General features: G+C 38.0%; 11 protein-coding genes. 10 read left to right on the top strand and 1 reads right to left on the bottom strand.

Annotated features, from left to right (window positions below; genetic code table 11):
* Positions 1-3 precede the first annotated feature (3 nt).
* The 7 genes from AC4D4B_RS12265 (at position 4) to AC4D4B_RS12235 (ending at position 7669) form a co-directional block, all read left to right on the top strand.
* Complete coding sequence (locus AC4D4B_RS12265) at positions 4-801, top strand: TIGR00282 family metallophosphoesterase (protein WP_066100255.1); 798 nt, start codon at positions 4-6, stop codon at positions 799-801.
* A gap of 136 nt (positions 802-937) precedes the next feature.
* Complete coding sequence (gene spoVS, locus AC4D4B_RS12260) at positions 938-1198, top strand: stage V sporulation protein SpoVS (RefSeq protein ID WP_066100252.1); 261 nt, start codon at positions 938-940, stop codon at positions 1196-1198.
* Between the two features lie 122 nt (positions 1199-1320).
* Complete coding sequence (locus AC4D4B_RS12255; RefSeq protein ID WP_491000028.1) at positions 1321-2253, top strand: dipeptidase; 933 nt, start codon at positions 1321-1323, stop codon at positions 2251-2253.
* Positions 2254-2414: 161 nt separating this feature from the next.
* The gene (locus AC4D4B_RS12250; protein ID WP_491000027.1) at positions 2415-4151 is read left to right on the top strand and encodes a 2-oxoacid:acceptor oxidoreductase subunit alpha; all 1737 of its coding nucleotides are present in this window, start codon (positions 2415-2417) and stop codon (positions 4149-4151) included.
* Positions 4152-5018, top strand: a complete 867-nt coding sequence (locus AC4D4B_RS12245) for a 2-oxoacid:ferredoxin oxidoreductase subunit beta (protein WP_490995820.1) — start codon at positions 4152-4154, stop codon at positions 5016-5018.
* 346 nt (positions 5019-5364) lie between these two features.
* Complete coding sequence (gene tdh / locus AC4D4B_RS12240) at positions 5365-6405, top strand: L-threonine 3-dehydrogenase (RefSeq protein WP_490995819.1); 1041 nt, start codon at positions 5365-5367, stop codon at positions 6403-6405.
* Between the two features lie 85 nt (positions 6406-6490).
* Positions 6491-7669, top strand: coding sequence for a glycine C-acetyltransferase (locus AC4D4B_RS12235; RefSeq protein ID WP_490995818.1), 1179 nt, complete (start codon positions 6491-6493; stop codon positions 7667-7669).
* A gap of 137 nt (positions 7670-7806) precedes the next feature.
* Here the strand turns inward: AC4D4B_RS12235 and AC4D4B_RS12230 are convergent, their stop codons facing one another.
* Positions 7807-8367, bottom strand: a complete 561-nt coding sequence (locus tag AC4D4B_RS12230; protein WP_490995817.1) for a GNAT family N-acetyltransferase — start codon at positions 8365-8367, stop codon at positions 7807-7809.
* A 542-nt stretch (positions 8368-8909) separates the two neighbouring features.
* On the opposite strand from AC4D4B_RS12230, the gene lepB reads away from it, so the two are divergent.
* From lepB to AC4D4B_RS12215, 3 genes are all read left to right on the top strand, one after another.
* The gene (lepB, locus tag AC4D4B_RS12225) at positions 8910-9464 is read left to right on the top strand and encodes a signal peptidase I (RefSeq protein ID WP_490995816.1); all 555 of its coding nucleotides are present in this window, start codon (positions 8910-8912) and stop codon (positions 9462-9464) included.
* 414 nt (positions 9465-9878) lie between these two features.
* On the top strand, positions 9879-11417 hold the full coding sequence (gene miaB / locus AC4D4B_RS12220; protein WP_490995815.1) for a tRNA (N6-isopentenyl adenosine(37)-C2)-methylthiotransferase MiaB: 1539 nt from the start codon (positions 9879-9881) through the stop codon (positions 11415-11417).
* 2 nt (positions 11418-11419) lie between these two features.
* Positions 11420-11851, top strand: a complete 432-nt coding sequence (locus tag AC4D4B_RS12215; RefSeq protein ID WP_490995814.1) for a YlbF/YmcA family competence regulator — start codon at positions 11420-11422, stop codon at positions 11849-11851.
* The last annotated feature ends 137 nt before the right edge of the window (positions 11852-11988 follow it).

Raw genomic sequence — 11988 nt, 5'->3', positions numbered from 1 at the left:
AAAATGAGGTTATTATTTATTGGGGATATTGTCGGATCACCTGGAAGAGCAATGGTGAAAGAATACTTAGGAAAGTTAAAGGAAAAATATAGACCGCAATTTGTCATTATTAATGGAGAAAATGCAGCAGCCGGAAGAGGGATTACACAAAAAATTTATAAAGAATTGCTTGAGTACGGTGCTAATATCATTACACTTGGTAATCATTCCTGGGACAATCGTGATATTTTTGAATTCATAGGGGAAGCAAAATATCTGGTGCGCCCTGGAAATTTCCCAGAGGGGACCCCGGGTACGGGACTTTCATTTGTTAAGATGAATCAGTTTGAATTGGCTGTTATTAACCTGCAGGGCAGAACTTTTATGCCTGCGCTTGATGATCCTTTTTTATGTGCAGATAAATTGGTGGAAGAGGCCAGTAAGCGAACGCCATTTATATTTGTTGATATGCATGCTGAAGCAACCAGTGAAAAACAGGCAATGGGATGGTATTTGGATGGACGAGTATCAGCGGTAGTTGGGACTCATACACATGTCCAAACAGCTGATAACCGAATTCTGCCTAAAGGAACTGCTTACATGTCTGACGTGGGAATGACAGGGCCTTATGATGGTATTCTGGGAATGGAACGCGATGCTGTCATTAAGAAATTCTTAACAAGCCTGCCTGTGAGATTTGAAGTACCAAAAGAGGGTAGAGCGGTACTTAGTGGGTTAATAATCGATTTGGATCCTAAAACGGGCAAAGCGAAAAAAACCGAGAGAATTTTAATTAATGAAGATCATCCATTTTTTTATTAAGAATGATTGAGAGTAGCCAACCTATAAGGGGTTGGCTTTTTTGTATGGTATATCTTTTGTTCATCATGAATATAGTTAACAGAAAAAACATACTCACTAGGGGACATGTCCTGGAATAAGATGAGGAGGACCAGAAATGGAAATATTAAAGGTTTCAGCAAAATCTAATCCCAACTCTGTGGCTGGAGCGCTGGCTGGAGTACTTAGAGAAAGAGGAGCAGCAGAAATCCAAGCAATAGGCGCAGGTGCATTAAACCAAGCAGTAAAAGCTGTAGCGATTGCAAGGGGATTCGTCGCACCCAGCGGGATGGACCTTATATGCATTCCTGCTTTTACAGATATCTTAATTGATGGTGAGGAACGTACCGCCATAAAACTAATTATAGAACCACGGTAAAATGAAACTGCAGTAATGAAACTGGAGCTGACTCTGATTAAGGATCGGTAGGTGTATTCTCCGATTGGGAGGATGCTCCTTTTTGTTAACCGAAGCTAACAAAACATGGGGGATTCGCATTAATGAGAATATTTGATGCACATTGTGATGTGTTGATGAAGCTATTTTGTAATCCACAATTGGACTTTTACCATAGCAAGGAGCTAGAGGTAACAAATCTTGGTTTGAAAGCAGCTAATATACAAGTACAAGTTTTCGCTATTTATGTACCGGAAAAAGTACATCCTTCTATCCGCTTTGATGCAGCTCTTGCCATGGTGGATATTTTTTATGACCAAATAATTGGCAAAGGGAAGTTAAAATTCATTCAAAACTATAAGGATATTGGCAGACTTAAAGAGGGAGAAACAGGTGCGATTCTCATGTTGGAGGGTTGTGACTGTATTGGCGACGACATGTTGAAGCTGAAGCTATTACTGAGGCTTGGTGTTACTGTTGTCGGGTTGACTTGGAACTGGGCTAATCTGGTCGCGGATGGTGCGTTGGAAAAACGCGCAGCCGGTCTAACTGCCTTTGGGAAAAAGGTAGTTGAGTTGTTGAATGGTACGAACAATTGGTGTGATGTATCTCATTTATCGGAGAGAGCATTTTGGGATTGCATGGAGTTACATAACCGGCCAATTGCTTCTCACTCAAATTGCCGAGCGCTAGTTCCTCATCCAAGAAATTTAACAGATGATCAAATTAGAGCTTTAATACAAAAAAATTCGGTTGTGGGACTTACATTTGTTCCTGAGTTTTTGACAGGTACAGATCAGGCAAACTTGACTGATATATTAAGGCATCTGGACCATGTATGTTCACTTGGCGGTACCCGCCATGTCGGATTTGGATCCGATTTTGATGGTACGACAACAAGCGTACATTCTCTCAGGAGAGTGGAACAGTATAGTAATCTGGTTAACGAGCTGCTGAAATATTATAAGGAAGAGGATGTAAAGCACTTCCTATTTGATAATTTTGCATCAAGATATGGCCAGCAGGGTTTGGACTGAATAGGCCATTTCTTTATTTATAGTATTTTTTTAGAATCTTAAGCTTAATAGTGTAGACATTATGGTATATTCTAGTAAATAATAAAATTATTGTTAATAGTTTTATAGCTGACATGAAAAACCAATATTTCATATAAGGGAATCGAAGGGGTGTAAAGGAAATGATTAAACAACTTTCATGGAAAGTTGGAGGGCAGCAAGGTGAAGGCATAGAAAGTACTGGAGAAATTTTTTCTATTGCATTAAATCGTCTGGGATATTACTTGTATGGCTATCGCCATTTTTCTTCCCGTATCAAAGGAGGCCATACAAATAATAAAATTCGAGTAAGCACAACACAGGTTCGATCAATAGCTGACGATTTGGATGTGTTAGTGGCATTTGACCAAGAAACTATTGATGTGAATTATAAAGAATTACATAAAGACGGTATTATTTTGGCTGACACCAAGTTTGATCCCAAAGCTCCTTTAGATACCGAAGCTGTACTTTATTCCGTCCCATTTACAGAAATAGCCTCTCAGCTAGGAACATCTTTAATGAAGAACATGGTAGCTATCGGCGCTTCCAGTGCTGTACTTGGTTTAAATATTCAGGTTTTTACAGAAGTGGTTGATGAAATATTCGGAAGAAAAGGAGCCGCTGTCGTAGAAAAGAATTTAGAAGCGATTCAAGCTGGCTATGACTTTTTAATGGAACAAATGGGTAACAAGGCTGGAGTGCTGCAGCTAGTAGAAGCTGATGGAAAAAAACGTTTATTCATGATTGGTAATGATGCGATTGCCATGGGTGCTCTGGCTGGTGGAACTCGCTTTATGGCTGCCTATCCGATTACGCCTGCCTCTGAGATAATGGAGTATTTAATTAAGCAACTGCCAAAGTTTGGTGGAACCGTCATACAGACAGAAGATGAGATTGCTGCTTGTACAATGGCAATTGGCGCAAATTATGCAGGTGTACGCAGTTTAACAGCTTCAGCTGGTCCAGGTTTATCGCTGATGATGGAGGCAATCGGATTATCAGGAATTACAGAAACTCCTCTTGTAATTGTCGATACTCAACGTGGAGGCCCTTCGACAGGTATGCCTACAAAACAGGAACAATCCGATTTAATGGCAATGATTTATGGAACTCATGGAGAAATTCCAAAAATTGTTCTTGCACCAAGTACAGTGGAGGAAGCATTCTACGATACAGTAGAAGCATTTAATTTAGCTGAAGAATATCAGGTTCCAGTTATTATCCTTTCCGATTTACAATTATCCTTGGGTAAACAAACCGTTGAGCCTTTAGATTTTAGCAGGGTTGAGATTAGGAGAGGTAAATTAATTTCCGAGGATTTACCAGAGCCTGCTGATAAAAGTTATTTTAAACGATATGCTGTAACAGAAGATGGGATATCACCAAGACCTCTTCCAGGAATGAAAAATGGAATCCATCATGTTACAGGTGTTGAACATGATGAGACGGGCAAACCCTCAGAGGTTGCTTCTAATCGTGTAGCTCAAATGGATAAACGAATGCGTAAAATTGATTCTGTACGCTTTAAAGATTCCATCCATATAAATGCAGTCCATGAGAATCCTGATTTGTTATTGGTTGGATTTAATTCTACTAGAGGTGTCATTGAAGAGACGATGAAGAACCTGGCTGATGACGGGATTAAAGTCAACCATGTACATGTAAGGCTTCTTCATCCATTCCCGGCTCATGAGATACTGCCTTATGTCCAGGATGCGAAAAAGGTAGTTGTTATCGAGAATAATGCAACAGGACAACTTGCCAACATTCTAAAAATGAATATTGGCCATGCCGAGAAGATTACGAAGTTTTTAAAATATGACGGCAATCCATTTTTGCCGTATGAAGTGACTACAAAATGCAGGGAGTTGGTTTAAATGGCTACATTTAAGGACTTTAGAAATAATGTTAAGCCAAACTGGTGTCCCGGGTGTGGTGACTTCTCTGTTCAGGCCGCTATCCAGAGGGCAGCAGCTAATGTAGGTCTGGAACCGGATCAACTTGCTGTGATTTCCGGTATTGGCTGTTCTGGCCGTATTTCCGGTTATATCCAATCCTATGGGTTTCACAGTATACACGGCCGCTCTTTACCAATCGCGCAGGGTGTCAAAATGGCGAATCGTGATTTAACCGTGCTTGCCTCTGGTGGAGATGGTGATGGTTTTGCAATTGGCATGGGTCACACGGTACATGCGATTAGGAGAAATATTGATATTACCTATATTGTTATGGATAATCAAATATACGGTTTAACGAAGGGGCAGACATCACCGCGCTCTGCAGCCGGTTTTAAGACGAAATCTACGCCTGGAGGTTCGATTGAACAGGCGATATCTCCTATGGAAATGGCCTTGTCAGTTGGCGCGACCTTTGTGGCGCAAAGCTTTTCCAGCGACTTAAAAGATTTGACAGCACTGATTGAAGCCGGTATTCGCCATAAAGGTTTTTCTTTAATCAATGTTTTCAGTCCATGCGTGACCTATAATAAAGTGAATACGTATGATTGGTTCAAGAGCAATTTAACAAAGCTTTCATCAATCGAAGGTTACGATCCATCCAATAAAGAAGCAGCGATGCAGACGTTAATGGAGCATAAAGGTTTAGTTACCGGCTTAATTTATCAAAATACTGCTCAGCCTTCCTATCAGGAATTAATTCAGGGTTATGCTGAAAAACCTTTATCTTCTGCTGATTTGAAATTGACTCAGGAACATTTTGATAAATTGACAGCAGAATTTATGTAGTTGAATAAATACCGGCCAAGTAATCGGTCGGTATTATTTATTTATGTAATGTGAGGTAAGTGTTTTATGGTGAAATCTGATGAAGAATGAAACCCTTGATAAATCTGGGGTTTTTATTATGATTTGCAGACACCATTGATAACGACTTATACATGGGGATTCATTCTTAGATGACAATGTAGGTAGTCTTAGTCTAAAGAAATATACACTTTAGTATATTTTTTTAAAAAAATATTCTTCTTATAATCAACTGTCCGCCATACGAGGAATAGCCTATTTACATAATTAAGTTAAAAATTTAAAATTTTGGTATTAACCAGGTTTTTTAGACAGGAGTGTGTATACGGTGGATGGAAAAATGAAAGCGGTTGTAAAGCATAAAAGGGGTTATGGAGCAGAACTTCAATTGATTGATATTCCTTCTATCAAAGAAGATGAAGTGTTGATTAAAGTAAAGGCGACGTCCATATGCGGAACGGATGTCCATATATATACTTGGGATGAATGGTCTCAAAATAGGGTTAATCCTCCTTATGCATTTGGGCATGAATTTTCAGGAGAGATTGTTGAAGTGGGAAATAAAGTGAAGGATTTCCAGATAGGCGATTATGTTTCCGCTGAGACACATCTGGTTTGTGGAATCTGTCCTCAATGTATGACGGGACAATATCATATATGTAAAAACACAAAGATAATTGGGGTTGATACACAGGGGTGTTTTGCTGAATACGTAGCCTTACCGGCCTCTAATCTGTGGAAAAATCCTGTAGATATGCCTATAGATGTGGCTTCTATACAAGAGCCGATGGGGAATGCGGTCCACACCGTATTGTCAGGTGAAGTGGTCGGGAAAACCGTCGCTATTATCGGTTGCGGCCCAATTGGTATTATGGCAGCTGGAGTGGCAAAAGCAGCGGGGGCTTCACAAGTCATTGCGTTGGATCTTAATGATTACCGTTTAGAACTGGCGGGTAAATTGGGCGCTACTGTGATGATTAACTCATCGAAGACAGATCCTGTTCAGGCAGTTTATGATTTAACGGATGGGAATGGGGTTGATATTGTTTGTGAAATGAGTGGTCATCCTGTAGCCATTGATCAAGGATTTAAAATGATTACGAATGGAGGCAGGTTTTCTATTTTAAGCTTACCTTCTAAGCCTGTGCCTCTCAATATTACTGATGATATCGTTTTTAAGGGGGTAACCGTTCAAGGAATTACAGGGAGACAAATGTTCAAAACGTGGCAGCAGGTTTCCCGATTGCTCGAATCAGGTCAGGTTGATGTTAAACCATTAATCACCCATCACTTCCCTTTAGAAGAATATGAAAAAGGCTTTGACCTTATGATTAAAGGTGAGTGTGGAAAAGTAGTATTACTCCCGTAAAAGTGTGTAGAATGAGGGATATAATGCAAAAATATAGGGAATAGAAGGAATTATAAGGGAAACAATTGGATGAGGAGGAAGCGATTTGAAGGGGTTTGAATACTTGCAAACAGAATTAGACGAAATGAAAGGAACAGGTTTGTTCCATCCATTAATTCCTCTGGAATCAGAACAAGGTACAAAAGTTAAGATTAATGGAGAAAATTTGATTCAATTATCATCTAACAATTATCTTGGATTGACTTCACATCCTCGTTTAAAGGATGCAGCGCTTGATGCGATTGAAGAATATGGAGTGGGAACAGGTTCGGTACGTACGATAGCCGGTACCCTGGATATGCATATGGAGTTAGAAGAGAAATTGGCGAAATTTAAACATACGGAAGCAGCTTTAGTATTTCAATCTGGATTTACAACAAATCAAGGAGTTTTATCGGCGATTCTTACGCCGAAAGATGTGGTCATATCGGATGAATTAAACCACGCTTCCATAATCGATGGAATAAGACTAACAAAAGCTACACGCCGTGTTTATAAGCATGTTGATATGAATAGCTTGGAGGACGTCCTGAAAGAGACTCAATCCTATCGTAAACGTTTAGTTGTAACAGATGGTGTCTTTTCTATGGATGGCAATATCGCACCGCTGCCCGAGATAGTAGAGTTAGCGGAAAAATATGATGCACTTATTATGGTGGACGATGCACATGCCTCAGGAGTACTTGGTCAAAATGGGCGTGGAACCGTCAATCACTTCGGTTTGGATGGACGTGTTCATATTCAAGTAGGTACGTTAAGCAAGGCTATAGGGGTGCTTGGGGGATATGTGGCAAGCAGCCGAACATTGATTGATTATTTAATTCATAAAGGCAGACCTTTCTTATTCAGTACATCACACCCGCCAGCAGTGACGATGGCTAATATAGAAGCAATTGATGTATTATTGGAAGAGCCGGAATTAATTGAGCGTTTGTGGGAGAATACGAAGTTTTTCAAAGATGGATTGGAATTTATGGGTTTCAATACTGGAAAAAGCGAAACGCCGATCACTCCCATTATCGTTGGAGATGAGGCTTTGACAAATCAGCTGTCTACTAAATTAATGGAATATGGAGTATTTGCTCAAGGGATTGCATTCCCAACTGTTGCAAAGGGGCATGCACGTGTCAGGACCATTGTAACAGCAGAACACTCCAAAGAGGAGCTTGCCAACGCCTTGAATGCATTTGAAAAGGCAGGTAAAGAGCTGGGGATTATTAAATAAAGATAGGTCTTTAAAAATAGTTATTTAAATGAATATTCCTATTTTGTAGAGTAAATTATTGATAACTCAAGTTAACAAGTTAATAGTAATACAGAAAAGCATTAATTCAGGCTCTTCCTGAATTAATGCTTTTTTAATTAGTTCGCTTGTTGTTTGTTCCAATCTTCCCTCAGTAAACCATATACATGTACATCATGGAATGAACCGAATCTAAAAATTTCATTGCGTAATATACCTTCCTTACGAAAATAGCATTTTTCGTAAGAGCGGATTGCATTGGCATTAAAACTGAACACCTGAAGTTTGATTTTATGGATATGGATGTAATTAAAAACAAAAGAAGTTAATGTATTCATGGCATCTGTGCCAAAGCCTTTATTGTGCCACTCGTTGCCAATGGATATCCCAACAAAACACGTGCTGTTCTTCCAGTTAATGGCGAATACACCGCATGATCCAATAAGTTCATTTGATTCTTTCTTAAAAATACCAAACATAAACTCTTCTTTTTTTCCACTAATCGTTTTGAAAAAATTTGTGTGATCTTCAGTTGTTAATGGAAATGGAATATCATCATTTGCAAGTAATAGTGTACGATTTTCATTCTCAATTTCAGCAAAGCGTTCAAAATGATGTGGTTCCATTTGTTTCAATAAAACTGTTTGACCTGTTAAATAGTTATCAAAAAATTGTTTCATATTTTTCTCCCTTTAGTAAGGGGTGCAGTCGGAGATACACTCCCTTAGATTATTTGCTTGTTAAACAAAACATCTACTGCAATAAGCGCGGTCATATTCACAACTCCTTTTTATTAATAGTATAACTATATCCTAAAACTATTCATTTGAAAATTGCGATTATTACTCTAAAGGGTCCGCTTTTCTAATGTTTAATTACTTAGTTGAGTGGCTTTATAGAGGGCCAGTATCTCTGAAAGTAGATTTGGTGAATAAAATGAAGAAAAGGCAGAGGAATACGCCTTATTGAACCATTAGATACCCCTCATTAGGCGGACTAATTCTTTCTACGTCCTGTTACGCTATTTAATATTATGGGTATTCTCCAACTGTATTAGTGTGGTGTAGGAAATTTATTAAGAATGATAGAACATAGAGGCTTGTTAGTGTAGTGACTTAGTACTTCTTATTCATCCAACACGTTTGTATGCCCCTTTGTAAGGGAATAAATGAAGAAGAGAACAGAGCGGGTGTACATGAATTAGGTTAAAGGAGTACGGTTTATGAATGATAAAATAAATATAGGAAAAGAAGCTATGTCAGTGTTTAAATCTGTCGTACTGGCGATTATTATTGTGACTTTAATGCGTCAGTTTGTTTTTACGCCAACTACGGTTAGGGGAGAATCTATGCTTCCCAGTCTCGAGGATGGAAATCGGATTATCTTAAGTAAAATGACAACGATTAACCGTTTTGATGAGGTCGTATTTCATGCAACAGATTCACCTGATAGTTATGTAAAACGTGTAATTGGTCTTCCTGGAGATACAGTTGAAATGAAGGATGATGTTCTGTATATTAATGGAAAAGCCAGTGATGAACCTTATTTGGAGGAATTTAAGAAGGATTTGCAAAAGAGGGAACGGCTGACTGAAGACTTTACATTAAAGAATTTGACAGGTAAACAAAAAGTTCCAAAGGGACAAATGTTTGTTCTTGGAGATAATCGCTTGTACAGTAAAGATAGCAGGATATTTGGTTTTGTGCCGATGGATCGAATTATTGGTGAAGTGAAACTCCGCGTTTGGCCTATAAGTGATATTGGTTTTGCAAAATAACATGTTTAGAACTGAGGGATGTTTGTCTGCATTATATCAAAGGATAATTTGATATAACGCAGACAAGCATTTTTTTGTAGACATTATGATGGTATAGGGATTGTTTAGATAGAGAAAAATCTTTAAGCGGCAAAATTCTATATAAAATAATTAGAAAAGTTGCTAATATGCCTGGTATGTATTTTTATTGCTTGTTTATCCCAAAACAGGCTATTTTACACTTCATATTGAGAAATTTGCCCAAAACCATTATACTAAATGAATGTGACAACGATAGTTTTAAAAATGATTACAATACAGTTTGTAGTTGTTGTTTTTGAGTTTAATGCTTTTATAATTGTGTTTATGAGTGGGTGTCTATTTAATAATATATAGATTTAATTAATAAGTGTGGATAGATGGAAGGGGATTTATATGAACGAGCAGCAACGCTTGGATACAACGACCGCTGTTAAAAATGACAAAAAGCAAGAAAAAGATTATAGCAAGTATTTTGAAACGGTTTACATGCCACCATCCTTAAAAGATGCTAAGAAACGCGGAAAAGAAGCGATTAATTATCATAAGGATTTTAATATTAATGAACAATTCCGTGGTATGGGTGAAGGACGCAAGTTTTATATCCGTACGTACGGTTGCCAAATGAATGAGCATGATACTGAAGTTATGTCCGGTATCTTTTTAGCTCTTGGATATGAGCCAACTGACAGTGTAGACGATGCCAATGTTATTCTATTGAATACATGTGCTATTCGAGAAAATGCTGAAAATAAAGTGTTCGGTGAACTTGGCCATTTAAAAGCATTGAGAAAAAATAAGCCGGATTTATTGCTTGGTGTATGTGGATGTATGTCACAGGAAGAATCTGTTGTTAATAAAATTTTACAAAAGCATGCCTTTGTAGATATGATATTTGGTACACATAATATCCATCGTTTACCGGAAATATTGATGGAAGCATATATGTCCAAAGAAATGGTTATTGAAGTTTGGTCCAAGGAAGGGGATATTATTGAGAACCTTCCAAAAGTAAGAAAAGGAAACATCAAGGCTTGGGTTAATATTATGTATGGCTGTGATAAGTTCTGTACGTACTGTATTGTTCCATTTACACGCGGAAAGGAACGGAGCCGCAGACCTGAAGATATTATTCAGGAGGTTCGCAATTTGGCTGCTCAAGGATATCAGGAAATCACATTGCTTGGGCAAAACGTAAATGCATACGGTAAGGACTTTGAAGACATTGACTATCGTTTAGGCGATTTAATGGAAGAAATCCGTAAGATCGATATCCCGCGTGTGCGTTTCACGACAAGCCATCCCCGTGATTTTGATGATCATTTGATTGAAGTTCTGGCTAAAGGCGGAAATATGATGGACCATATTCATTTGCCTGTTCAATCTGGTAATAATGATGTCTTAAAAATCATGGCTCGGAAATATACACGTGAACAATACTTGGAATTGGTTCGTAAAATCAAGGAAGCGATTCCTAACGTGACACTGACAACTGATATTATAGTCGGCTATCCGAATGAAACGGATGAACAGTTTGAAGAAACGATATCTCTTTATAAAGAAGTTGGATATGATCTTGCTTATACATTTATTTATTCTCCGCGTGAAGGTACACCAGCGGCAAAAATGAAGGATAATGTTCCGATGGAAGTCAAAAAAGAGCGCCTTCAACGCCTGAATGCACTGGTAAATGAAACAGCCAACAAAAAAAATCAACTCTATAAAGGCCAGATTCTTGATGTTTTAGTTGAAGGGGAAAGTAAAAACAATCCGGATGTACTGGCAGGATATACAACTAAAAATAAATTAGTTAACTTTAGAGCTCCAAAATCTGTTATCGGTAAAATTGTAAAAGTGAAAATTACAAATGCTAAAACATGGTCACTTGATGGTGAGTATGTGGAAGAAACAAATGAGGTAGAGGTGGGAGTTTAAAAATGGGGAACTACACGAAAGAACAAATTATTGACAAAGCAAAAGACTTGGCTAAAATGATCTCAACGACTAATGAAGTTGATTTCTTTAAACGAGCGGAAGCGCAAATCAATGAAAATAAAAATGTAGCTGAGTTAATGTCAGTAATCAAGGGGTTACAAAAGCAGTCGGTCAACTTCCAACATTATGGAAAGACAGAAGCCTATAAAAAGACAGAGGAAAAATTAGCGAAGGTAGAACGTGAATTGGATGAAATTCCGATTGTTCAAGAATTTAAACAATCGCAGATCGAAGTTAATGATCTTCTGCAGATGGTAGCTAATGTCATCTCTAATACAGTGACAGATGAAATCATTAAAGCAACTGATGGAGATTTGTTACGTGGAGAAACTGGTTCAAAAGTAAAAAATAATTCTCACAGCCATAGCTGCTAATTTAAGAAAGCCGCACATTACTCCTTTATTAAAAGGTGTGATGTGTGGCTTTTTTGATAGTTGGCTTCATTCATTTACTCATTAATAAAATGGATTCTTTTAACACATACTAAGCAAAAAGGAAGATATAATTTATT

The organism is Pradoshia sp. Z6_59 (assembly GCF_058267515.1).
This window is presented reverse-complemented; position numbering and strand designations above follow the sequence as displayed.